We start from the raw sequence: 22,534 nt of genomic DNA on the forward strand, positions 1-22,534 counted from the left end.
CTGGCCGAGCAGGATCGCGCCAGCCTGCGAGCACCCTCAGAGTTGCCTGGGGACGGGCGGGGAGCGCGAGTCTCCCAGCGGACGTTCAGCTTGCCCACGGCTGCGGCGCAGCATCGTGTGCAAGGGTCCTCGCTCGTGAAGGTGTCGATCAGGCGCAGAGCGCTGATTACCAACGGAGCGCTCGCGCTGCTCCTGCTGGGCGGCGCCGGGCTCGCCTACGCGCAGCTCGGCACGGGACAGGCCGCGGGCGAGACCGCCGTGCGGACGGTGACCGCAGGCCGCGGCTCCGTGACCGCCTCGGTGTCCGCCTCAGGGGCGGTGGAGAGCTCCCGATCCAGAGCGCTCTCGTTCGGTACGGGCGGGACCGTGGAGAAGATCTACGTCAAGGCCGGGGACAAGGTGTCCAAGGGCGACATCCTGGCCAGACTGGACGACTCCGCCTCCCAGGAGAGCCTGTCGGCCGCCAAGGCCACGTACCAGAGCGCCCTCGACGACGGGACGGACACGGCCGCGCTCTACGCCGCCTACGTCAAGGCTCGCAACGCCTACACGGAGGCGCAGCGCACGGTCGCGGGCACCGTGCTGAAGGCGCCGTTCAAGGGCACGATCACCGCGGTCAACGGCTCGGTGGGCGGCACGGCCTCGGGCTCGGGCTCGGGCTCGGGCTCGGCGTCGGGCTCCGGAGGCGGCCAAGCCTCCACGGGCGCATCGGAGAGCACCGGCTCGTCCGGGTTCATCGAGCTGGCCGACACCACGAAGCTGCAGCTCGTCGGCACCTTCACCGAATCGGACGTGGGCAAGCTCAAGCAGGGCCAGCAGGCCACGATCACGTTCGACGCGCTGCCGGGCGTCACGGCCACCGGCACCGTCACCCAGATCGAGCCCGTCGCCTCCACCAGCAACAACGTCGTGCAGTACCCGGTGACGATCACCTTCACCGAGGTGCCGAGCCAGGTCAGGCTGGGCCAGACCGCCACCGTCGAGGTCGTGGTGGGCCAGGCTGAGAACGTCGTCACCGTCCCCTCCACGGCGATCTCCACCAGCGGCGGCCAGAGCACGGTCACCGTCCTGAAGGACGGCCGCCAGACCAGGACGCCGGTCGAGGTGGGCGTGCAGGGCACGACGCTGACCGAGATCAAGTCCGGCGTGTCGGAGGGCGACCAGCTCGTGCCGCCCGCCACGACGACCGGCACCACCGGCAACGGCGGGAACGGCGGCGGCGGGATGCGCGGCATCGGCGGCACCGGCGGCTTCCCCGGCGGCGGTGGCGGCCCCGGAGGCGGGCGATGACGGCCGCCGGCCTGCGGGTCGTGGAGCCGGTGCCGGTCCTGCGGGTGCAGGACCTGGTCAAGGAGTACGGCGAGGGCGACGCCAAGGTACGCGCTCTGCGCGGCATCAGCCTGGACGTGCAGCAGGGCGACTTCGTGGCCATCATGGGCGCCTCCGGCTCCGGCAAGTCCACGCTGATGAACATCCTCGGCTGCCTGGACGTCCCGACCTCCGGCACGTACCTCATCGACGGCACCGACGTCGGCCTGCTGAACGAGCATCAGCTCGCCATCCTGCGCAACCGCAGGGTCGGCTTCGTCTTCCAGTCCTTCAACCTCATCCCGCGGATGAGCGCGCTGGCCAACGTGGAGCTGCCGCTGGTGTACGGCGGCGTCGGCCAGGCCGAGCGGCGCGAGCGGGCACTGGCCGCGCTGGAGCAGGTGGGCCTGGCCGACCGCGTGCACCACGAGCCGAACCAGCTCTCCGGCGGCCAGCAGCAGCGCGTGGCCGTGGCCAGGGCCCTGGTGACCGCCCCCGCGCTGCTGCTGGCCGACGAGCCGACCGGCAACCTCGACACCGCCTCCACCGGGGACGTCCTGGAGATCCTGGACAGGCTCAGCGTGTCAGGCCGCACGATCGTCCTGATCACACACGAGGACGACGTGGCCGAGCACGCCAAGCGCGTGATCAGGCTGGTCGACGGCGAGATCGTGGAGGACCGCCGCCAGGCGCCGGTGGACGGCCCGCCGCCGCGTGCGGTGGAGGTCGCCCGGTGAACCAGCTCGAGATCCTCCGCTTCGCCCTGCGCGGCCTGCTGGCCAACAAGATGCGCAGCGCGCTGACCACGCTCGGCATCCTCATCGGCGTGGCCGCGGTCATCATGCTGGTCGCGGTCGGCGAGGGCTCCTCGCAGAGCATCCAGCAGAACATCCAGCGCCTCGGCGCCAACACGCTCACGATCTCCCCGTCCTTCTCCGGAGGCGGCGGCGGGGGCGGCGGTGCGATGCGCGCCCCGGGCGGCGGGGGCGGCGGGGGCGGGGGCGGCGGGGGCGGCGGCGGGAACACCGGCCCGCGCACCCAGGCCAGGCAGCTCAGCCTGGCCGACGCCAAGGCGCTGACCGACAGGACGCTCGCCCCGTCGGTGCGCAGCGTCTCGCCGGTGGTCAACGCCTCCTCCTCGACCGCCACGTACGGCGCCGCCAGCCACGCCATCGCGCAGTTCGTCGGCACCTACCCCAGCTACTTCGAGGCCGTCAACAAGCCCGTCGCCAAGGGCAGCTACTTCTTCAACGACGACGTGCTGGCCGCCAGGAAGGTCGTGGTGCTGGGTCAGACCGTCGTGACGGAGCTGTTCGGCGCCGTGGACCCCATAGGCAAGCAGGTCAGCGTGTCGGGGGTGCCGTTCACCGTGGTGGGCGTACTGAAGGAGGCCGGGTCGAGCGGCCAGCAGGACGCCGACGACGTGGCCATCGCGCCGCTGCCGGCGGTGCAGCAGAGCCTGAGCGGGTTCGGCTCGCTCGGCCAGATCGTCGTGCAGGCCACCTCGGCGCAGACCACCACGTCAGCGCAGGCCGAGGTCACGGCTATCCTCAACCAACGGCACGGCATCACCAACGACAACCCCGACTACCGCATACTCAACCAGGCCACTCTGCAGGAGACCGTCAGTGAGGCGACCGGCACCTTCACCGTGCTGCTGGGCGCCGTCGCCGCGATCTCGCTGCTGGTGGGCGGCATCGGCATCACCAACATCATGCTGGTGACGGTCACCGAGCGCACGCGCGAGATCGGCATCCGCAAGGCCATCGGCGCGCCCAGGAGCGCGATCCTGGGCCAGTTCCTGATGGAGGCGACGCTGCTGAGCCTGGTCGGGGGGCTGTCGGGGGTGCTGGTGGCGTTCGTGGGGACCAGGTTCTCCATCGCCGGCATCGAGCCGGTCCTCGTGCCGTCATCGGTGGTGCTGGCGCTGGGCGTGTCGCTGGGGATCGGGCTGTTCTTCGGCAGTTATCCCGCCAACCGGGCGGCCAAGCTCAGGCCGATCCAGGCCTTGCGCCACGAGTAAGGAGACAAGGACATGGCCGACAGCATGGACAAGCTGGGCTCCTCGCCGTTCCCCGGCGACCTGCGGGAGGAGCTCGCCGTCCAGCCCGCCAAGGGCACCTCGAAGGTCACGCTGGCGCTGGCCGCCGGCGTGGTTTTGATGGCCGGGATCCTGATCGGCATCCAGGCGGAGAGCTGGTTCGGCACCGCCGGGACGCCCCCGCAGGCCGCCGGCGCCCAGCAGCGTCCCATGGGCGGCGGGTACGGCCAGCAGCAGGGCGGCTTCGGCGGCCAGCGCGGCCAGCAGCCCGGCGGCCAGCCCGGGGGCGGGCAGCGGATGGGCGGCGGCACCGTCGGCACGGTCGAGAAGATCGAGGGCGGCAAGGTGTACGTCAAGACCGCGGACGGCGCCACCGTCACGGTCACCACCACCGAGCAGACCACCGTGCAGATCTCCAAGCCCGGTGAGGTCTCCGATCTGGAGGCGGGCACCACGATCGTGGTGCGCGGCAGGCAGGGCGCCGACGGCGCGGTCACGGCCACCTCGATCACCCAGGGAGGCCAGGGATCCCAGGCAGGAGGCCCGCGATGAGCGAGCCCGAGGCCAGGCTGCTGGTCGTCGACGACGAGCCCAACATCAGGGAGCTGTTCTCCGCCAGCCTGCGCATGGCCGGGTTCGAGGTGCTGACGGCGGCCGACGGCATGGAGGCCCTGCGGGTGGCGGAGGAGAGCTCGCCCGACCTGGTGATGCTCGACGTGATGCTGCCCGACCTGGACGGCCTGGCGGTCGCGGGCAGGCTGCGGTCCCGCGGCCGCCGGGTCCCGGTGCTGTTCGTGACCGCCAAGGACACGCCGGAGGACCGCATCGCCGGGCTGGGGCTCGGCGAGGACTACGTGACCAAGCCGTTCAGCCTGGAGGAGGTCATCGCGCGCATCCGGGCCGTGCTGCGCAGGACCCGGCGCGGCACCCCGCCCCCGAACCGCCTGCGCGTCGCCGACCTGGAGCTGGACGAGGAGAGCCACGAGGTCTGGCGCGACGGCGTGCCCGTGCGGCTGTCGCCGACGGAGTTCCGGCTGCTGCAGTACTTCATGCTGAACGTGGGCCGGGTGCTGTCGAAGACGCAGATCCTCGACCACGTCTGGAACGGCGACTGGCGCACCGACGTCGGCCTCGTCGAGTCGTACGTCTCCTACCTGCGCCGCAAGGTCGACACCGGCGAACGCAAGTACCTCCACACCCTGCGCGGGGTCGGCTACATCCTGCGCCCGCCACGAGTATGAGCCGGCGTCCGTCCCAGGGGGCGAGCATGAGCGGGTGGCTGGCCCCGATCGCGCGTATGGGCCGGTGGCTGTCCCCGGTCGCCGGCAGGGTCAGGAAACAGCTGTCCAGGGCGCCGCTCTGGTTGCGCCTGGTCTCGGCCACCCTCCTGCTGGTCACCGTCGCCATCACCGCGACCGGCCTGTTCGCCGTACGGCTGCTGCGCAGCTACCTCGTCGAGCGGGTGGACGAGCAGCTCCGCGTGGCCACCGCGCCGCGCGACCCGCCCCCGCCGCCGGTGGACATGCGCCCCGACGGCCGCCCGCAACGCTACTTCGGCCTCTTCCACGGCGTCGTCCTGGACCCGGACGGCCGGCTCCTGCGGACCATCAGCGAGTCCACCGAGGAGCACACGCCCGCCCTGCCCCGGCTGACCCTCACCGAGGTCGTCGAGCTCAGGGGACGCCCCTTCACCGTGGAGTCCCGCGATCCCGGCGGCCCGAGCTGGCGGGTCGTCGCCGTGCCCACGCGTACGGGGCAGAGCCGCATGATGGCCATCAGCACCGCCGACGTGGACGCGACCGTCTCCCAGCTCATCCTCATCGTGGCGGTCGGCGGCGGCAGCACCCTCGCGGTGCTCGGCTTCGTCTGCTACTGGCTGGTACGCCGCAGCCTGCGCCCGCTGCGCCAGATCGCGAGCACCGCCAACGACATCGCCGACGGCGACCTGTCGCGCCGCGTACCCCTCTGGGCCGGCACCACCGAGGTCGGCAAGCTCGGCCGTTCGCTCAACACCATGCTCGCCCGGATCGAGGTGGCGGTGCGCGAGCGCGAGGAGGCCGCCGAGTCCGCCCGCGAGTCCGCCACGGCCGCCCGGCGCTCGGAGGAGCTGATGCGCCGCTTCATGGCCGACGCCTCCCACGAGCTGCGCACCCCGCTGACCTCGATCAGGGGGTTCGCCGAGCTGTACCGGCTGGGGGAGGAGCGGGACCTGGCCGAGGCCGTACGGCTGCTGAGCCGCATCGAGGGGCAGGCCGCCCGCATGGGCCTGCTGGTGGAGGACATGCTCCTGCTGGCCCGCCTCGACCAGCGGCGCGAGCTGGCCATGCGCCCGGTGGACCTGCTCAGCCTGGCCGCCACCGTCGTCATCGACGCGCAGACGCTGGCACCCGACAGGAAGATCGAGCTAGTCCGGCTGTTCGGCGGCGAGGGCGACGTGACCATCACCGGGGACGAGACCCGCCTGGGGCAGGTGCTCAACAACCTCGTCACCAACGCCCTCACCCACACCCCGCCCGGCACCCCGTTCCAGGTGCGCGTGGGCGTGGACGGCGATCGGGCCGTGGTGGAGGTGGCCGACGAGGGGCCCGGGTTCGCCGCGGACGTGGCGGAGCGGGTGTTCGAGCGCTTCTACCGGGCCGATCCCGCCCGCAGCACGGGAGGGTCGGGGCTGGGGCTGTCGATCGCGGCCACGTTGGTGGAGGCGCACGGGGGGATCGTCGTGGCGGAGAGCGAGCCGGGCAAGGGCGCGTTGTTCCGGGTCATCCTGCCCCTTGCGGGCGCCGAGCCCCAGCCGGGATCCGAGCCCCAGCCTCCTCAGGCTCCAGGCTCCTCAGCCTCCTGAGGCCCCAGGCCCCTCAGCCCCCTGAGGCCCCTCAGCCTCAGCCGAAGGTGTAACCGTACAGTCCGGCCCCCTTGTCGAGCTGCCGCACCTTCCCCAGCTTCACCCGCCCGGACTCCCTCCTGCTCCCCGGCGCGTACATGATCAGCCCCTGGTCCGGCGCCGCCACCACCAGCCCGTACACCGGCGGACGCTTGGCCAGCGACCGATACCGCTCCCACCCGGGCAGCGCCGCCACCGACGCCCCGAAGTCCTGCCCCTTACCCTTGACCAGCAGATTCCCCACCCGCGTCAGCCCGCCGGACGACCGCCCCGCGAGCACCTGCACGGCCTTCTCCCCTGGTACCCCGATGGCCAGCTCGTCGTTTCCGTCGCCGTTGAAGTCCCCGGCGGCCAGCGAGGCCCCGAACCGGTCGTAGTAGCGCGGCTTGCCGTCGAGCGTGTTCTGCGACCACGCCTCGGTCTTGTCGGTACGCAGTCCGGCGCGCGAGCCGTACAGCACGTCCACGGTCCCGTCGCCGTAGTCCATGGCCCGCTGGTTGGCGCTGAGCCCCTCGCCCGGCACCCCGATCGCCAGGTCGGCCCTGCCGTCGCCGTTGAAGTCCCCGGTCGCCAGCGAGGCCCCGAAGTTGTCCCACTTCTCGGCGGCGCCCTTGATCCCGGGCGTGCTCTGCGTGAGGAACCTGGCCCGCTTGCCGCGCACGTCCAGCACGGTCACCGACCCCTGGCCGTCCTGCGTCACGCTGTCGGCGGGCGCGCCCACGACCAGCTCGTCCCGCCCGTCCCCGTCGAAGTCCCCGGTCGCCAGCGACGCCCCCCACTGGTCGGTGACGTTCGCCCCCTGCCGCACCCACGGAGTCTTCTGCGTGATCTGGTACGGCGCGCGCCCCTTCATCCCGTACACGGTCACCGCCCCGCCCGACCGGTGACTCGGCGCCCCCACCGCCAGCTCGTCCTTCCCGTCCCCGTCCAGATCCCCCGCCGCCAGCGACGCCCCGAACCGGTCACTGGACGGCTTGCCCAGCTTCAGCTCCTTCCCGGCCACCAGCCCTTCGGCAGATCCGTCGAAGAGCTGCACGACCCCGTTCCCGTCCCCACCGGGCACCCGCTCACCCGCGAACTCCTCCGACACCCCCACGGCCAGATCCGCGCACCGATCCCCGTTGAAGTCCCCCACGGCCAGCGCCGACCCGAACGAGTCCCCCGGCTCCGCCCCCTCCTGGGTGAGCTTCACCTTCTTCCCGCTGCCGTACATGACGGTGACGGATCCGGCCCTGGTGGCGTCGTACGGTGCGGCCACGGCCAGGTCGGGCCGCCCGTCAGCGTCGAAGTCGAGCGGGTGACCACCACACGCGCGGGCGGCGGCCGGAGCGGCTCCTGAGGCCAGCGGCACGATCAGGCAGGCGGCGAGCAGCGCATTCATACCGGAAGTAATGACCAGACAGGTCGAACCGGGCCTGAACGGCGTGAGAACGCGCCAGGAGGACAGGATGCACATCGCCCTTCGCCGGGCTGCGGCGGGCCCACGGGCTCAAGATCCGGCAAGATCGCAGGTCACCCTCGGTCGCCCCGCACCCTCCACCGACGGGATCGCAGCGTCACCTCAACACCCTCCACCCACCCCAGCACGATGTCACCTCAAACACCTCCCACCCACAGAAGCACGACATCACCTCAACACCCTCCGCCCACCGGAGCGCGGCGTCACCCCACGCCCTCACTGACGGGTCGCGGCGTCGTGACCCTGCCCCCACCGACGGGTTGCGGCGTCGTGGCCCTGCCCCCGCCGAAGGGCCCTCCACACCGCGGGAACGTGCCACCATAGACGGGTGGACATCGACCTCGCTGATCTGGATTTCTGGCGCAAACCCCTCAAAGAGCGGAATGAGGCGTTCGCCCGGCTCCGGCAATTGGAGCACCCGGTGTTCTTCCCGGAGAAGAAGGTGCCGTTCCTCCGCTCGGGCAAGGGCTTCTACGCCCTCGTACGCCACGCCGACGTGGTCGAGGCCAGCCGCAACGCCAAGATCTTCTCCAGCGAGCCGGCCGTCACCAACCCCGAGCCGCCGAGCTGGGTGAAGCAGGTGTTCGGCGAGTCGATGGTCAACATGGACGACCCGCGCCACGCCCGCCTGCGCCGCATCGTGACCCGCTCGTTCAGCCCCAAGATGCTGGCGGGGCTGCAGAGCGACATCGAGGCCGCGTGCGCCCGCATCGTGGACGACGTGGTCAAGGACGGCCCGCGCGACTTCGTCACCCAGGTCGCCGCCCGGCTGCCCATCCACGTCATCTGCGACATGCTCGACATCCCGCAGGAGCTGCGGGAGAAGGTGCACCAGCACGTCGACATCTCCACCGCCTACACCGGCGTGCGCCCCAGCCTGGCCCGCAGTGTGCAGATGGCCGGGCAGAACATGCTGGCCCTGCTCGCCCTGCAGCGCATGGTCATCAAGCTCGGTCACGAGCGCGTCGCCGACCCCAAGGGCGACCTGGTCTCCCTGCTGGTCAACGCCAACGTCGACGGCGAGAAGCTGACCGACAAGGAGCTCGGCTCGTTCTTCTCGCTGCTCCTGGTCGCCGGCAACGAGACGGCCCGCAACACGATGGCCCACGGCATCAGGCTCCTCACGGAGAACCCGGCCCAGCGCGAGCTGCTGATGAGCGACTTCGACACGCACATCAACGGCGCCATCGAGGAGATGGTCCGGTACGTGTCACCCATCATGCAGTTCCGCCGCACGGTCACCGAGGACTACTCGCTGCGCGGCCTGGAGCTGAAGAAGGGCGACAAGGTCGTGCTCTTCTACGGCTCCGCCAACCGCGACGAGTCGGTCTTCCCGAACGCCGACACCTTCGACATCACCCGCGACACCAAGCCGCACGTCGGCTTCGGCGGCCCCGGCCCGCACTTCTGCCTCGGCGCCAACCTGGCCAGGCAGGAGATGCGGACGATGTTCCGCGAGCTGCTCACCCGGCTGCCGGGCATCCGCTCGGTCGGCGAGCCCGAGCTGCTCCTGTCGAACTTCGACAACAGCGTACGCAGCCAGTCCTTCACCTTCTGACCACCGACCGGGCCGCCACCGTTCGTTCGCCGGACCAGTGGCCCGGTCGTTGGTTGGGCCGCCCGCTCGTCCCGTCCGCTCGTCCGTCCGCGCGCCCGCTCGTCCCGTCCGCTCGCCCACTCGGTCGCTCGTTCGTCGGGCCGCCACCGGGTTGGCCGCTGGGTCCGTCGCCGTGCCGGTCGCCGTGCCGCTGCCGGGTCGATCGCCGCGTCAGTCGTCAGGTCGGTCGTACCGCCGCTGCACGGTCCCGCACAGCCGCGCACGCCCCCGAAAGATCGCCACACCGCACCGTAAATCCGCCGCACGACCGCCGCAGGGTCGGCCAGTCGTCACATCAATCGTCGGCGGCCAGCACGTTCGTCCTGATCGTGAAGAACGTGATCAGCGCAGCCACCACCATCATCCCCGCACTGATCAGCATGGCCGTGCGAAACCCCGCATCGAACACCCGCGGCTGCTCGAACGCGTCACCCACCAGCCCCACCAGCGGTGGCACCGCCGCCACAGCGAGCAGGCTGCCGGTGCGGGCCACCGCGTTGTTCACCCCGCTGGCCGTGCCCGCGAGCCGCTCCTCCGCCGTGGCCAGCACGGTCGCCGTCAGCGGCGCGACCGCCGCCGACAACCCCAGCCCGAACACGAACACCGCAGGCAGCACCTGCAGCGCGTACGACGCGCCGAACCCGATGGTGCTCATCAGCACGAACCCGCACCCCGCCACCAGGATCCCGATCGTCATCGGCCAGCGCGGCCCCACCCGCTTGGCGAGATCTCCGGCCCGAGCCGACAGCAGCAACATCAAAATCGTCGTCGGCAACATGGCCAGCCCGGCCGCGATGGGCGAGAACCCGGACACCACCTGGAGCTGCACCACCAGCAGGAAGAACACCACCCCCATGGCCGCGTACATGATCAGCGTCACCACGTTCACCGCAGTGAACACCCGGTCGCGGAACATGCCGACCGGCACCAGCGCGTCCGGTGACCTGCGGATCTCCAGCGCCACGAACGCCACCGCCAGCACCAGCCCGGCCACCAGCGGCAGTGACACCCCCTTCTGGATCAGCCCGTACGTGATGCCGGCCAGTGCCAGCGCCGCCAGCACCGAGCCGAGCACGTCGAACCGGCCCGACGCCGCCTCGTCCTTGCTCTCCGGCACGTGCCGGAGCGTGACGAACACGACGAACGCCGCGAACGGCAGGTTGATCAGGAACGCCCACCGCCATCCGGCCGACTGCACCAGCCACCCGCCCAGCAGCGGCCCGATGGCGCTGGCCACCCCGCCGAGCCCGGACCACACCCCGACCGCCCTGGGCCGGTCGTGCCGGACGAAGGACGCCTGGATGATCGCCAGCGAACCGGGCGTGAGCAACGCCCCGCCGATGCCCTGCAACGCACGCGCTGCGATGAGGAACTCGATGTTCGGCGCCAGCCCGCACAACGCCGAGGCGATCGCGAACCACACCGTGCCGACCAGGAAGACCGAGCGACGCCCGTAACGATCGCCGAGCGAGCCGCCCAGCAGGATCAGCCCGGCCAGGGTCAGGGTGTAGGCGTTGATCGTCCACTGCAGCCCGGCCATGCCCGCGTCGAGCTCCCGCCCCAGGAACGGCAGCGCGACATTGACCACCGTGCTGTCGAGCATCGCAAGCCCGGAACCGAGCACGGTCGCGAACAGGATCCATCGGCCGCGTGCCGACTTGAGCTCGACATGTCCGTGCAGGAGGACGGGGTCGTGGGTCATGGGGCCATCCTGTCACCGGGCTCCGACAGTCTCGCGGGGGGTCCACCGCTCAGCCGCCGAGCGCCCGTCGGTGGCGTGCGAGAGCTCGGCTTTCGAGCGTCGTCGGTGGCGTTCGGGGCTCGGCTGCCGCATTGTCGGTGGCGTCCTGAGGGCTCCTCGGTGAGCGCTGTTCGCGGCGTGCGAGATCGCGGCCGTCGAGCGTCGTCAGCGGCGTGCGCAGTGCGGCCGCGGTGCACTGGCAGCGGTGTCCGACGACTCGGTCGCTGAGCGCCGTCGGCGGCGTACGCATTCGAGATCGCGAGCCGTCAGCGACGGCCTACGACTATCCGATCACCGAACCGACAACGGCGTACCAAGCCCCGGTAGCCGAGCGGCGCCAGCGAGTCCCAGTGGCTCAGCCGTTGCCCAGAGCCCGCAGCACGAACTCCGACACCAGCTCCCCGGCCGCCTCCACCGTCACCTCCCCGCTGATCAGCGGCAGCCGCTCGGCTCCGATGACGGCCAGCACCATCCGAGCCGTCGCGTCCACGTCCAGCGTCCGGAAGTCCCCGGCCTCGATACCGCTCTCCAGGATCTCCACCAGGATCCGCTGCATCGGCGCCACGTGCTCGGCCAGCCGCTGGTAGGCGTCGGGCCCGAGCGCGGCACTGAGGTCGGCCGCCCCGGGGTGCGGATGCGCGAGCAGCCCGGTGAGCTGCAGCCGCACGAACGCGCGCAGCCGGTCGGCGGGCGAGGCCCCGGCGGGCAGCTCCCGCTCGTAGCTGTCGATGAAGTACCGGGTCACCCGCTCGGTGAACGCCAGCAGCAGCGCCGCCTTGTCCGGGAAGTAGTTGTACAGGACCGTACGGGTGATGCCGGCCTCGCCGGCCACGTCCGTCATGGAGATGGCGTCGATGCCCTGCACCCGGGACAGGCGCGAGACGGCCTGCAGGATGCGGTCGCGCGTCTGGGCGCGGTGCTCGCCGATCGTGGCGGCCGAGATGCGGGGCATATGCCCATGGTAGGCCGGACCGACGCCGACGTTCCGCCCAACGCCCTCCGACTCCGGGATGGCTGTCACGCCCGACGGCTGAACGGGTCGTGATCGAGCAGAACAGCCGCAGCCTCTCGCCCTCCTGCGCCTGCCGCGTATCCAGGCGGCGCGTGCGACGACGTACTCAAACGGGGCTTGACGAGGTGCCTCAGGCGGCGGCCTTGACCACGTGCCTCAGCTCCGTGAGCACCTCCGTGTTCAGCTGGTACGCCAGCCGCACCTCACCGATCATGCGCTGCTGCTCGCGCTCATCCAGCTCCAACCCCAGAACGTCCAGCCGCGACCGGTACTCGGTCTTGAACCGGGGCAGGCTGCCCAGCTCGTCGAAGAAGTAGAAGTCGACGCCCCCGCCCTTCGCGTAGCCGTAGATCTTCTGCAGCTCCATCCGGATGAACTGCCCGCCTGACAGGTCGCCCAGGTAGCGGGTGTAGTGATGGGCCACGTAGCCGCCGGGCCAGTCGGCGACCTGGTGGATGCGGGCCACGAGGGTGCGGGTGGACTTGGACGGGGTGATGCGGTCGCGCCAGCCTGGGCCGTAGATCGTGGCGAGGTCGCGCTCCAGTGCCGGCTCCCGGTAGAGCTCCGGGAAGACGAAGCGGCCGGCCACCGGATGATCGGCGAGCTGGCGGGACACGCCGTCGAGGGCGGTGTAGGCGAAGTAGTGCTGGGCGACCATCTCGCCGTAGTCGTGCTCGCTCAGCCGGCCGCCCATCAGCGCTGAGAGGTAGCCCTCCGACTCCGCCGACTGGTGGTCGGCCCAGGTGGCGTTGCGCAAGGTCTCGGAGAACGGCGTGGTCACGACCCACCTCTGCTCGTGCTGGCGTTTCATGACGAAGTGTCACAAACGTCGGTGTCCGGCGTCAAGCCGATGACGACACCATGTCATCAAAGCCTGCCTCCTTCGTCACGTACCCAGGAATGAGGCACTCAAGAGCCGTCCTTCTCCGGGGTCACCTCCTGGTGGCGGCCGAGGGCGATCAGGGTCAGGTTGTGCAGGGACGGGGTGCCGGGGGTGTAGTAGTCGCTGTGGCCTCCCGTGCCTGTTTCGAAGCGGCGGGCGCCGTACGGGGCCTTCATGGGGTCGGTGCCGAAGCCGAGGGTGCCCAGCTTGATTTTGGGGACGAGTTTGATCCAGTCGTTGTCGCCGAGACCGGCCCACACGCGGATCGGCGGGGTCGCGGAGGTCGGGCTCGCACTGGTGTTGGTGTTGGTGCTGCTGCCGGCGTTTGCGCTGGTGTTGTTGCTCGTGCTGGCGCTGGTGATGGCGGTTGCTTTGGTGCCCGTGCCGACGCCTGGGCTGCCGATGAAGGCCAGGTCGCTGATCGGTAAGCCGGGGGCGGCCAGGGCGCAGGTGTAGGAGCCGTAGCTGTGGCAGAGCAGGGTGATCGGGGCGGTGGTGCGGTGGTGGAGGGCCGCGACCGTGCGGCGGAGCTCGCGGGAGCCGGCGACGGCCGCCTCGTCGGTGAGGGCGGCCAGGCTCAGGGTGGGTGGGGAGTCGTAGCCCAGCCAGGCCACCACGGTCAGCCGTATGTGAGGGGCCAGCCGGGTGGCCTCTGCTAGCAGGGCGCGGGCTGCTCCTCCTGGGTGCCTGGTGCTGGAGTCGAAGGTCGCCACCCGGGTGTCGGCGCCGGGGACGATGATCGCGACTCGGTCGGCTGTGGTGGGGTCGCTGCCGTAGATCCTCACCAGGCGCTCGCTGGCGTGGGGTGGCGGCAGGAGCAGGAGGGCGCCGATCACCGTGAGGCTGCATGCGAGGGCGAGGGTTCTGGGCATGGTGCGACGTTATGGAGAAGGGGGTGTGATGCGCGTCACCGCTGGGTTTGAAAAATGGCGTCATACCGGAGGGTGATGTGGGGGTGGGCGGGTGGAGTTGGGGGTGGGTGCGCACGAGGCGTTGAGGCGGCGAGCTTGAGGGAAGCCGGGGTGCATGTGAAGGGCATGCGCTCGCCGCGAACGATGCCGGACGCCGGAGGACGCAGCCGGCTGTATGCGCCGCGCTGAACCCCAGGCGAACCCCCAGCACCGCCCGAGGGTAGCTGATCGAAGTCCCTGGTTTCCGTAAATCGCACTAGCATACGAGCAACTGCCAGCCGCCCTCTCTGGAGTGATCTTTGTCCGTTCATGCCGATGCAGCCAAGCGACGCGTCGAGGAGCTGCTCCGTTTCCACGAGGAGCAGATCGTCCGCCGCTGGGCTCAGGTCGCCAACGCGCCGTCCGAGGAGCTCACGGAGCTCTACCGGGCGCTGCTCACCGCACTGGACGAGGGTAAGCACGACTTCGCCGACGTCCGCGGCCTGCTGGCCGAGCTGTCGCGTTCGCGTGCCCGCGCCGGGTGGACCCCCGCTGACACCGCCAGGGCCGTGTTCGGCCTGAAGGAGGCGCTGTACGAGGTCGTCGAGAGCGACGCGGAAGGCGTCGAGGCGGCACGCGGCTACATCTGGTTCTCCAGGCTGATCGACGACCTGGGCCTGTTCACGTTCGAGACGTACGCCGAGGCCCGCGAGCGGATCATCCTCGACCAGGCTGAGCAGCTCCTGGAGCTGTCCACCCCGGTGGTCAAGCTGTGGGAGGGCATCGTGGCGGTGCCGCTGGTGGGCACCCTCGACTCCGCCAGGACCCAGGTGGTGATGGAGAAGCTGCTGCAGACGCTGGTCGACACGGGTGCCGAGCACGCGGTCATCGACATCACCGGCGTTCCTGCCGTGGACACGCAGGTGGCGCAGCACCTGCTGAAGACCGTCGTCGCGGCCCGCCTGATGGGGGCGGAGTGCGTCATCTCCGGCATCCGCCCGCAGATCGCGCACACCATCGTGACGCTCGGCATCGAGTTCGGCGACATCGTCACCAAGGCGTCGCTGGCCGACGCGCTCGCCCACGCGTTCAACCGGGCCGGCATCGAGGTGCGGGGCGGGCGCGACACGCGCATCGCCATCCGGGCGGAGAACGCCTAGTGCAGCGCGTACCCATCCTCAAACTCGGCGACGTCCTCATCGTCTCCATCCAGGTGGACCTGGAGGACCAGGGCGTCCTCGCCCTGCAGGAGGACCTCGCCGACGCGGTGGTCAAGAACGGCGCCAAGGGCGTGATCATCGACATCACGGCGGTGGAGATCGTCGACTCGTTCATCGGCCGGATGCTGGCCACGATCGCCTCCATGTGCGGCATGCTCGACGCCCAGACCGTGGTGGTCGGCATGCGGCCGGCCGTGGCGATCACGCTGGTGGAGCTCGGGCTCTCGCTGGGAGGTGTCCGTACGGCGCTCAACCTGGAGAAGGGGGTTGCGCTACTGGACCACATCAGGAGCGCGACCCCGTGAGCGGCGAACGCGAGGTCGTCATCGCCGGCAGCGCGGACGTCGTCGGCGTCCGCCAGCTCGTCAGGAGCATCGCCGTGGAGGTCGGGCTGTCCCTCGTCGACCAGACGAAGATCGTCACGGCCGCCAGCGAGCTCGCGCGCAACGCCCTGGTGTACGCCGGCGGCGGCGACGTGCACGTCGAGATCGTCCAGAAGGGCGCCCGGCGCGGCCTCAAGCTCGTCTTCACCGACGAGGGCCCCGGCATCCCCGACATCGAGCAGGCCCTCACCGACGGCTGGACCACGGGCTCGGGCATGGGCCTGGGCCTCGGCGGCTCCAGGCGGCTGGTGGACGAGTTCGACCTGGTCTCGGAGCCCGGCAAGGGCACCACCGTGACCGTGACGAAGTGGTCACGATGACCGGCTGGGTCCGTGCCGAGGACCCCAGCGCGGTCGGCGCCGTCCGCAGGAAGGCCGTCGAGCTGGCCGAGGCGGCGGGCTTCGACCAGGTGCTCATCGGGCAGACCGCCGTGGCGGTGAGCGAGGCGGTCTCCAACCTCGTCAAGCACGCCACGGAGGGCACCGTCCTGGTCCGCCTCCACCCCGAGGCGCCCGCCACGGTGGAGCTGATCACCGTGGACCGCGGGCCCGGCATGGCCGACGTGGCCCGCGCGCTGCGCGACGGCTACTCGACCTCCGGCACCCTGGGCATCGGCCTGGGCGCCATCTCCCGCATCGCCACCGGCTACGACGTGCACTCCCTGCCGGGCAAGGGCACGGTGCTGGCCATGCACTTCACCGCAGGCCGCACGCCCGGGCCGGCGCTGCTGGCCAGCGGCGTGACCAAGCCGATCGGCGAGGAGACGGTGTGCGGCGACGGCTTCGCCATCGCCGAGACGGGCCCGGCCACGACCGTGCTGGTCTGTGACGGGCTCGGGCACGGCCACATCGCCGCGCAGGCCACGCAGCGGGCCGTCGAGCTGTTCTTGAACGTACGGGAACAGGAGCCGGCGGCCATCGTCGAACGCCTGCACGCCGGCATGAGCGGCACCCGGGGCGGCGCGGTCGCGGTGGCCCGGGTGGAGCCGGACCAGGTGCTCTTCGCCGGGCTCGGGAACGTGTCCGGCTGGATCGCGCACGCCGAGGGCCGGCAGGGCATGGTGTCGGTCCCGGGGATCGCCGGGCACCAGGGCGGGCGGCTGCGCCAGTACACCTACGAGCTGCCCGCGTACGCCACCGCGGTGCTGCACACCGACGGGCTGACGGATCGCTGGGACCCCAGGCTGCTGCCCGGGTTGTTCTCCCGCACGCCCGTGGTGATCGCAGCCGGGCTGATGCGCGAGGCGGGCAACCGGCGCGACGACGCCTGCGTGGTGACGGTCCGGCCCGGCCGGCAGCGGCAGGAGACCACGCCGCCCGGCACGCAGGGTGAGAGCGTGATGCTGAACCCGCCGCACGAGAGCGCGGCGCCGAACCCGCCGGAGGAGACGCTCGCGGGGCTGAGACTCCCGCACGAGAGCGCCGAGCCGAGCCCGCCGCGCGGGAGTGTGGGGCTGGGTCCGGTGTGCGGGAGTGCGGGGCGGAGTCCGGCGCGCGGTAGTGCGGAGCCGAGCCCGCCGCCCGAGACTGCGGGGCTGAATCCGGCGCGCGGGAGTGCGGAGCTGAGCCTGGCGCGCGTGAGCGTGAGGATCCGGCATGGCGACGGCTGAGGCGGCTGAGCTCATCCGCGTCCGGCTCGACGCCGACCAGGACGTCTTCGTCCTGCGCCGCCTCAGCAGGGCCGCCGCCGAGCTGGCCGGCCTGGAGCCGCAGGACCAGATCCGCGTCGCGACGGCGCTCAGCGAGGCCGGCCGCGAGCTCTTCGGCACCGGCTCGGTGGCGGTCCTGTCGCTCAGCGACCAGCACCTGCTGATCTCGCTGGAGCACTCGACGCGCACCGACCTGTCCCGCCTGGAGGGGCTGAAGCTGGCAGGCAGGCTGGTCGACGAGATCACGCTGAACGAGCACGGCGTCCTGCTCGCCAAGCGGCTGCACGGCCGCCGCCCGCCCGCCCCGGTGGCGCAGATCCGCGCCAGGCTGGCCGACCTGTCCCCGGTCTCCGCCCTGGACGAGCTGCGCGAGCAGAACAGGGAGCTGGCCGAGACGATCGAGGACGTCCTGCGGCTCAACGCCGAGCTGGAGGAGACGAACACCGGCGTCATGGCCATGTACAACCAGCTCTCGGCCGAGCTGGAGGAGACCAACAGGGGAGTGGTCGCCCTGTACGCCGAGCTGGACGAGAAGTCCAGCCAGCTCAGGGAGGCCAACGAGGCCAGGAACCGCTTCTGGGCCACCGTCAGCCATGAGCTGCGCACCCCACTGAACTCCGTCATCGGCCTGGTCAGGCTGCTGACGGGCCCGGGCGGCGACCCGATGACCGAAGAGCAGGCCCACCAGGTACGCCTCATCGGCAGCTCGACCGAGACCCTGCTGGAGCTGGTCAGCGAGCTGCTCGACATGGCCAAGGCCGAGTCGGGCCGCCTGGACCCGCAGCCGTCGTCGGTGGACCTGGCGCGGATGGCCGACCAGCTGCACGTGATGCTGGGCCCCATGAGCGCCGGCATCGGCGTCGAGCTGCGGCACGAGGTGGCGCCCGAGGTCGCTGAGCTGTACGTGGACGAGAGCATGCTGCTGCGCATCCTGCGCAACCTGCTCTCGAACGCCGTCAAGTTCACGGTGGAGGGCGAGGTACGCCTCGACGCCCGCCTCGACACCGCCAAGGACGAGGCCGTCATCACGGTCACCGACACCGGCATCGGCATCGCGCCCGAGCACCTGACCCGCGTCTTCGAGGACTTCTACCAGGTCCCCGGCACCCTCCAGGTCAGGTCCAGAGGCACCGGCCTGGGCCTGCCGTACGCACGCAGGCTCGCCGAGGCGCTCGGCGGCACGCTCGAGCTGACCAGCGCGGAGGGCGAGGGCACCACCGCCACGCTGCGGCTGCCGCACTACAGCGGCCCGCCCGAGCTGGAGCGCGTGCTGATCGCGGACGACGACGAGGTGTTCCGCACCGCCGCCCGCCGCATGCTGCACGGCTTCGCCGAGCACGTGGACGAGGCCGCCGACGGCGCCGCCGCGCTCGAGTTGATGGCGGCGAGCCCGCCCGACGTGATCCTGGTCGACCTGCTCATGCCGCGCGTGGACGGCAACGTGCTGCTCCAGCGGATGGCCGAGGACGAGCGGCTGAAGCGCATCCCGGTGGTCGTGGTGACGATCGCGCCGCAGCGCGCCCCCGACGACATGGTGGTGCTCGACAAGCACGGGCTGCGCCGGAAGGAGCTGCTCCAGGCCATCCGCAGCGCGAGGGAGGGGCACGGGTGAGCGAGACGGCGACCGTGCTGGTGGTGGACGACACGCCGACCAAGCGGTACATCCTGTCGAGCTGGCTGCGCCGGGCCGGGCACCACGTCATCGAGGCGAGCGGCGGCGAGGAGGCGCTCGGCCTCCTCGCCGAGCGGCACGTGGACCTGGTCATCCTGGACGTACGGCTGCCCGACATCCCCGGTCACGAGGTGTGCGAGCGGATCAAGGACAACCCGGCCACCGCCGCGATCCCGATCATCCAGGTGTCGGCGAACGCCATCACCGTGGCCGACCGCGCGGAAGGGCTGGAGCGGGGCGCCGACGCGTACCTGGCGGAGCCGATCGAGCCGGCCGAGTTCGCCGCGACGGTGGAGGCCATGCTGCGCTACTACCGGGCACGGTGGCGGGCCGAGCAGATGGCCGAGCGCCTGGCGAAGCTGGCCGACGTGACGTTGCGCATCAACGAGGCCGAGACGTTCGACGAGCTGCTGTCGGTCGCCGTCGAGGGCTCGGCCGGCGTGCTGGGCCGCTTCTGCGGCACGCTGGCGGTCCTGCCCGACGGGCGCACCCGCCGCTTCCGTGCCAGGCCGGGGGAGCGGGCCACCGCCCATCCGGCCGGGCCCGACCTGCTCGACCGCCTGGCCGGCATGGTGGAGCGGGAGGCGCAGCGCGCCCACGTGTTCACGCTGCACGCGGAGCAGTGGCGCGGGCTGCTGCCGGACGTGCAGATCGAGGGCAGCAGCACGGGCGTGCTCTGCCGGACGAAGAACTCCGCCTCGCCCATCTACCTGGGCGTGGAGAGCCAGCCCCCGCTCGACGCCGACGAGGTGAACCTGCTGCGCCAGCTCGGCCAGGAGCTCGCCCTGGCCGTGAGCGCGCTGCGGGCCTACACCGAGGAGCACGCGATCGCGCTGACCCTGCAGCGCAGCCTGCTGCCCACCCGCATCCCCGAGGTGCCCGGCCTGCAGGTGGCGATGCGCTACCAGCCGGCCGCCGACAACATCGAGGTGGGCGGCGACTTCTACGAGGTGCTGCCGATCGGCGACCGGGTGCTGGTCGCGATCGGCGACGTCGAGGGCCACTCGCTGCACGCCGCCACCGTGATGGCGGAGCTGCGGCACGCGATGCGGGCCTCGTTCATCGCGCAGGTGGATCTCAGCGCCTCCCTCGACCTGCTCAACCAGATGATGCGGCGCTACCACCCGCGCATGACGGCCACGCTCTGCCTGGTGCTCATCGACCCGGCCACGGGGGAGACCGAGGTGGCCAACGCGGGTCACATCCCGCCCCTGTTCGCCGGGCCCGGCTGCGCCTACCACCATCTGGGCAACCTGCTGCTGGGGGCGCTGCCGGAGACGTACACGGTGGACCGGCTGAAGCTGCCGCCCGGCGGGACACTGCTGCTGTTCACCGACGGGCTCGTGGAGGACAGGACGATCTCCCTCGACGAGAGCCTGGAGCAGGCCAGGCAGCTCGCCGAGACCGTCGAGGAGGATCTGGAGGAGTTCGCCGAGCGCATGCTGGACGCGTTCGGGGCGCGCGAGGACGACGTCGCGCTGGTGGTCGTGCGGCGCGAGCCGTAGCCGGCGAGGCGCCGCTCAAGACTGCGGCGGGCTCAAGACTGCGGCGGGCTCAAGACTGCGGCGGGCGCAGTGGCCGGCGGAGCCTCGTTCATGGCTCCGGCGGGAGTCCTCCGGTGTCGAGCTGGAACGAGTTGCGCGCCGGGTCGAGCGCCCGCCCGTCGCCGTGATCCGGCAGCAGCCCGTACGGCAGCGTGAACCCCCGGTTCTTCGACACCTGGCGCGGCCACTCGTGCACGTACTCCACGGAGGCCCCGCCCTGCGCCCGCAACCGCGAGACGAGCGCCTGCTCGGCCGCGTCGCCCCAGGTGCCGGGCGTGCCGGTGAACAGCGCGGGCTCCGCCGCGATGGCCGCCTCGCAGGCCGCCCGCAGGACGGGGCCCGCGCGGCCGATCCTCCTGGTCTCCGGTGGCTCCGTGGCGGGGCCGGCCGACACCATGTTCGCCGGCGCCCTGATGTGCCAGCGGTGGACGATCGCCATGCCGCGCTCGGAGGTGATCACGTCCTTGATCCTGGCCGGGCGCGGGCCGCCGGAGCCGGGGACGGTCCAGGTGGGCGGCCCCGCCGGGCCGTCCCACGGTGTCTCGCCGACGTCGCGGATGCGCAGCCGGGCCATGTCCCACATCGCGCGGCGCAGGCCGTCCACGGTGCGGCCGGCCATCTGCACGCGGTAGAACCAGTGCCAGTCGCGGAACAGGTCGAACTCCTCGACCGTGCCCAGCTCGCGCACCCCGCCACCTTCCCTGGGCACGGTGGGGCGGCCGGTGTACTTGCGCTGGCCCGGGTTGAACAGTGCCGCGCCGTTCCGCCCCCACTCCGTGGCGACGTCCACGCCGAACCGGCCGAACGCCTGGGCGAACGCGTACCGGTCCGTCGCCTTCAGATACGCCACGAAGCCCCACAGCTCGCCCTCGTCCACGGCGCTGCCCGGCGCGGGGGCGGTCGCCAGGCCGGCCGTCCAGTGGCACGGGCCCAGCGAGACGAACGCGCGGTCGTAGGCGTTCAGGCAGTCGAAGTAGCCGATCGCCTCGACCTCGCTCACCGCCCGCACCACCTTGTACGTGCCGAGCACGGCCCGGTCGCCGGCCTCGACGAGCCGCGCCAGCGTGGGCCCCTGGCCGCCCGGCTCCGCGGCGGGCAGCAGGTGCTCGGGCAGCATCTCGCCCTCGGGCCGCCAGGTGTGCCCGAACTCCGGCCAGGCCCGCGGCCCGGAGTAGTCGCCGAGCACGCGGTAGTCGCCGCACACGTCCAGCTCGGGATGGGCGGGGGCCACCGGCTCGCGGGGCGGGCGCTCCCAGGTGCGTGTCAGGTCGCGTACATACAGGCGGGGGCTGGTGGAGGTGATCTCGCGGGCGCGCCACACGTTCGCGGCCCGGCCGCCGTGCGGGAGCGCGTGCAGGCGGTCCGGCCCGCCCTCCCGTAGCTCCCATGCCTCCACCACGACCGGGCAGCGCCGCCGTCGTTCCTTCCAGTGGCGCAGCACGAACCTGGTCCAGGCGTTGACCACGCCGGTGATCGGGTCGGCGTAACGCTCGTAGAAGTGGGCGTGCGCCGGGACGAGCCGGTCCGACCAGCGCAGCAGCTCCACCTCGGCGCCCCGCGCGTGGGCGGCGGCGACAGTGCCCTCCACCCCGCGCGTCACGCTGAGCGCGGCGCCGGGGCTCCGCACGCGGCGCATGCTGTCGGGCTCGGCGCTGGTGCTTCGCGCACGGCTCGTCGTATCGGGTGCGGGTTCGGTGGTGCGTGCGTCGCGCGTCGTATCGGGGGTGGGTTCGGTGGTGCGTGCGTCGCGCGTCGCGTCGGGTGCGGGTTCGGTGCAGCGCTCGCCGTCCGCCGGGGCGAGAGCGACGGCCGTGACCTCCAGGATCTCCTCGCCGACGACCACCCGGAACGGCCCCTCCGCCGGAAACGCGGAAGCGGCGCTCACGCGCAGCACCTCGCCGTCGGCCGGCACGGCGTCCAGCAGGGTCGCCGAGCGCGGCTCGCGTTCGGTGGCCGTGTCGGACAGGGAGGCGTACCGCTGGAACTCCATGACCGCCAGCCACGTGCCCGTCGTGAACACCGTCGCGTCCGGCGGCGCGAGCAGGAACCCCAGCTCGCGCAGGTCCCGATGCAGGTCGCGCACGTGTGTGGTGCCGGTCAGCTCCGGCCGGTCGGCGCCACCGTAGCGGGCGGGCAGCCCTCCGGCGGGATCCCGGTCGCCGGGCCGCAGGTCGAGCTCGCCGTACAGGCCGGACACGGGCCGGACGAGCGCCGCCGCCAGCCAGCCGAACAACCGGCCGAGATCATCCAGCATG

At 71.8% G+C, this 22,534-nt stretch carries 19 protein-coding genes; 13 read left to right on the top strand and 6 right to left on the bottom strand.

The window, feature by feature from the left end; translation table 11 throughout:
* The first annotated feature begins 135 nt into the window (after window positions 1-135).
* From LCN96_RS20005 to LCN96_RS20030, 6 genes are read left to right on the top strand one after another with little or no spacing between them, the layout of a single operon-like run.
* Window positions 136-1,290, top strand: a complete 1,155-nt coding sequence (locus tag LCN96_RS20005; protein WP_225274370.1) for an efflux RND transporter periplasmic adaptor subunit — start codon at window positions 136-138, stop codon at window positions 1,288-1,290.
* A complete protein-coding gene (locus LCN96_RS20010; RefSeq protein ID WP_225274371.1) occupies window positions 1,287-2,045 on the top strand; it encodes an ABC transporter ATP-binding protein in 759 nt (252 codons plus the stop codon). Before LCN96_RS20005 ends, LCN96_RS20010 begins: the two co-directional genes overlap by 4 nt.
* Window positions 2,042-3,331, top strand: a complete 1,290-nt coding sequence (locus LCN96_RS20015; RefSeq protein WP_225274372.1) for an ABC transporter permease — start codon at window positions 2,042-2,044, stop codon at window positions 3,329-3,331. Before LCN96_RS20010 ends, LCN96_RS20015 begins: the two co-directional genes overlap by 4 nt.
* A 12-nt stretch (window positions 3,332-3,343) precedes the next feature.
* The gene (locus tag LCN96_RS20020; protein WP_225274373.1) at window positions 3,344-3,901 is read left to right on the top strand and encodes a hypothetical protein; all 558 of its coding nucleotides are present in this window, start codon (window positions 3,344-3,346) and stop codon (window positions 3,899-3,901) included.
* Window positions 3,898-4,590, top strand: a complete 693-nt coding sequence (locus LCN96_RS20025; RefSeq protein ID WP_225274374.1) for a response regulator transcription factor — start codon at window positions 3,898-3,900, stop codon at window positions 4,588-4,590. Before LCN96_RS20020 ends, LCN96_RS20025 begins: the two co-directional genes overlap by 4 nt.
* A gap of 26 nt (window positions 4,591-4,616) precedes the next feature.
* The gene (locus LCN96_RS20030) at window positions 4,617-6,191 is read left to right on the top strand and encodes a sensor histidine kinase (RefSeq protein ID WP_225274375.1); all 1,575 of its coding nucleotides are present in this window, start codon (window positions 4,617-4,619) and stop codon (window positions 6,189-6,191) included.
* Between the two features lie 37 nt (window positions 6,192-6,228).
* On the opposite strand, the gene LCN96_RS20035 is transcribed toward LCN96_RS20030, so the two are convergent.
* Window positions 6,229-7,611 carry an FG-GAP and VCBS repeat-containing protein gene (locus LCN96_RS20035; protein ID WP_225274376.1) on the bottom strand — a complete coding sequence of 461 codons (1,383 nt, stop codon included), beginning with the start codon at window positions 7,609-7,611 and terminating at the stop codon, window positions 6,229-6,231.
* Window positions 7,612-8,017: 406 nt separating this feature from the next.
* Between LCN96_RS20035 and LCN96_RS20040 the strand changes: the two genes are divergently transcribed.
* A complete protein-coding gene (locus LCN96_RS20040) occupies window positions 8,018-9,247 on the top strand; it encodes a cytochrome P450 (RefSeq protein WP_225274377.1) in 1,230 nt (409 codons plus the stop codon).
* 334 nt (window positions 9,248-9,581) lie between these two features.
* On the opposite strand, the gene LCN96_RS20045 is transcribed toward LCN96_RS20040, so the two are convergent.
* The 4 genes from LCN96_RS20045 to LCN96_RS20060 form a co-directional block, all read right to left on the bottom strand.
* Complete coding sequence (locus LCN96_RS20045; RefSeq protein WP_225274378.1) at window positions 9,582-10,988, bottom strand: MFS transporter; 1,407 nt, start codon at window positions 10,986-10,988, stop codon at window positions 9,582-9,584.
* 394 nt (window positions 10,989-11,382) lie between these two features.
* Window positions 11,383-11,979, bottom strand: coding sequence for a TetR/AcrR family transcriptional regulator (locus LCN96_RS20050; protein ID WP_225274379.1), 597 nt, complete (start codon window positions 11,977-11,979; stop codon window positions 11,383-11,385).
* A gap of 190 nt (window positions 11,980-12,169) precedes the next feature.
* The gene (locus tag LCN96_RS20055) at window positions 12,170-12,850 is read right to left on the bottom strand and encodes a biliverdin-producing heme oxygenase (protein WP_225274380.1); all 681 of its coding nucleotides are present in this window, start codon (window positions 12,848-12,850) and stop codon (window positions 12,170-12,172) included.
* 98 nt (window positions 12,851-12,948) lie between these two features.
* Entirely contained in the window at window positions 12,949-13,794 is an 846-nt protein-coding gene (locus LCN96_RS20060; protein WP_225274381.1) for an alpha/beta hydrolase, read from the bottom strand.
* A 338-nt stretch (window positions 13,795-14,132) separates the two neighbouring features.
* Here LCN96_RS20060 and LCN96_RS20065 point away from each other — a divergent pair, with 338 nt between their 5' ends.
* The 6 genes from LCN96_RS20065 to LCN96_RS20090 are packed head-to-tail and all read left to right on the top strand — an operon-like array spanning window position 14,133 to window position 20,240.
* Window positions 14,133-14,972, top strand: a complete 840-nt coding sequence (locus LCN96_RS20065) for an STAS domain-containing protein (protein WP_225274382.1) — start codon at window positions 14,133-14,135, stop codon at window positions 14,970-14,972.
* A complete protein-coding gene (locus LCN96_RS20070; protein ID WP_225274383.1) occupies window positions 14,972-15,337 on the top strand; it encodes an STAS domain-containing protein in 366 nt (121 codons plus the stop codon). Before LCN96_RS20065 ends, LCN96_RS20070 begins: the two co-directional genes overlap by 1 nt.
* On the top strand, window positions 15,334-15,735 hold the full coding sequence (locus tag LCN96_RS20075; protein ID WP_225274384.1) for an anti-sigma regulatory factor: 402 nt from the start codon (window positions 15,334-15,336) through the stop codon (window positions 15,733-15,735). The genes LCN96_RS20070 and LCN96_RS20075 overlap by 4 nt, the downstream gene beginning before the upstream one ends.
* Complete coding sequence (locus LCN96_RS20080) at window positions 15,732-17,024, top strand: ATP-binding SpoIIE family protein phosphatase (RefSeq protein WP_225274385.1); 1,293 nt, start codon at window positions 15,732-15,734, stop codon at window positions 17,022-17,024. The genes LCN96_RS20075 and LCN96_RS20080 overlap by 4 nt, the downstream gene beginning before the upstream one ends.
* The gene (locus tag LCN96_RS20085; protein WP_225274386.1) at window positions 17,011-18,675 is read left to right on the top strand and encodes an ATP-binding protein; all 1,665 of its coding nucleotides are present in this window, start codon (window positions 17,011-17,013) and stop codon (window positions 18,673-18,675) included. Before LCN96_RS20080 ends, LCN96_RS20085 begins: the two co-directional genes overlap by 14 nt.
* Window positions 18,672-20,240 carry a SpoIIE family protein phosphatase gene (locus tag LCN96_RS20090; RefSeq protein WP_225274387.1) on the top strand — a complete coding sequence of 523 codons (1,569 nt, stop codon included), beginning with the start codon at window positions 18,672-18,674 and terminating at the stop codon, window positions 20,238-20,240. The genes LCN96_RS20085 and LCN96_RS20090 overlap by 4 nt, the downstream gene beginning before the upstream one ends.
* Window positions 20,241-20,328: 88 nt before the next feature.
* Here LCN96_RS20090 and LCN96_RS20095 read toward each other — a convergent pair whose 3' ends face one another.
* Window positions 20,329-22,533, bottom strand: a complete 2,205-nt coding sequence (locus LCN96_RS20095) for a hypothetical protein (protein WP_225274388.1) — start codon at window positions 22,531-22,533, stop codon at window positions 20,329-20,331.
* Between the last annotated feature and the right edge of the window lies 1 nt (window position 22,534).

Origin of the sequence: Nonomuraea gerenzanensis (genome assembly GCF_020215645.1) — a bacterium.
In the GTDB taxonomy this organism is placed as follows: Bacteria; Actinomycetota; Actinomycetes; order Streptosporangiales; family Streptosporangiaceae; genus Nonomuraea; species Nonomuraea gerenzanensis.

Coding starts and splice junctions, on each gene's coding strand:
- LCN96_RS20010 (WP_225274371.1), top strand. CDS start 1,287: ATGACGGCCGCCGGCCTGCGGGTCGTGGAGCCGGTGCCGGTCCTGCGG.
- LCN96_RS20020 (WP_225274373.1), top strand. CDS start 3,344: ATGGCCGACAGCATGGACAAGCTGGGCTCCTCGCCGTTCCCCGGCGAC.
- LCN96_RS20025 (WP_225274374.1), top strand. CDS start 3,898: ATGAGCGAGCCCGAGGCCAGGCTGCTGGTCGTCGACGACGAGCCCAAC.
- LCN96_RS20030 (WP_225274375.1), top strand. CDS start 4,617: ATGAGCGGGTGGCTGGCCCCGATCGCGCGTATGGGCCGGTGGCTGTCC.
- LCN96_RS20035 (WP_225274376.1), bottom strand. CDS start 7,611: ATGAATGCGCTGCTCGCCGCCTGCCTGATCGTGCCGCTGGCCTCAGGA.
- LCN96_RS20045 (WP_225274378.1), bottom strand. CDS start 10,988: ATGACCCACGACCCCGTCCTCCTGCACGGACATGTCGAGCTCAAGTCG.
- LCN96_RS20050 (WP_225274379.1), bottom strand. CDS start 11,979: ATGCCCCGCATCTCGGCCGCCACGATCGGCGAGCACCGCGCCCAGACG.
- LCN96_RS20055 (WP_225274380.1), bottom strand. CDS start 12,850: ATGAAACGCCAGCACGAGCAGAGGTGGGTCGTGACCACGCCGTTCTCC.
- LCN96_RS20060 (WP_225274381.1), bottom strand. CDS start 13,794: ATGCCCAGAACCCTCGCCCTCGCATGCAGCCTCACGGTGATCGGCGCC.
- LCN96_RS20080 (WP_225274385.1), top strand. CDS start 15,732: ATGACCGGCTGGGTCCGTGCCGAGGACCCCAGCGCGGTCGGCGCCGTC.
- LCN96_RS20085 (WP_225274386.1), top strand. CDS start 17,011: ATGGCGACGGCTGAGGCGGCTGAGCTCATCCGCGTCCGGCTCGACGCC.
- LCN96_RS20095 (WP_225274388.1), bottom strand. CDS start 22,533: ATGCTGGATGATCTCGGCCGGTTGTTCGGCTGGCTGGCGGCGGCGCTC.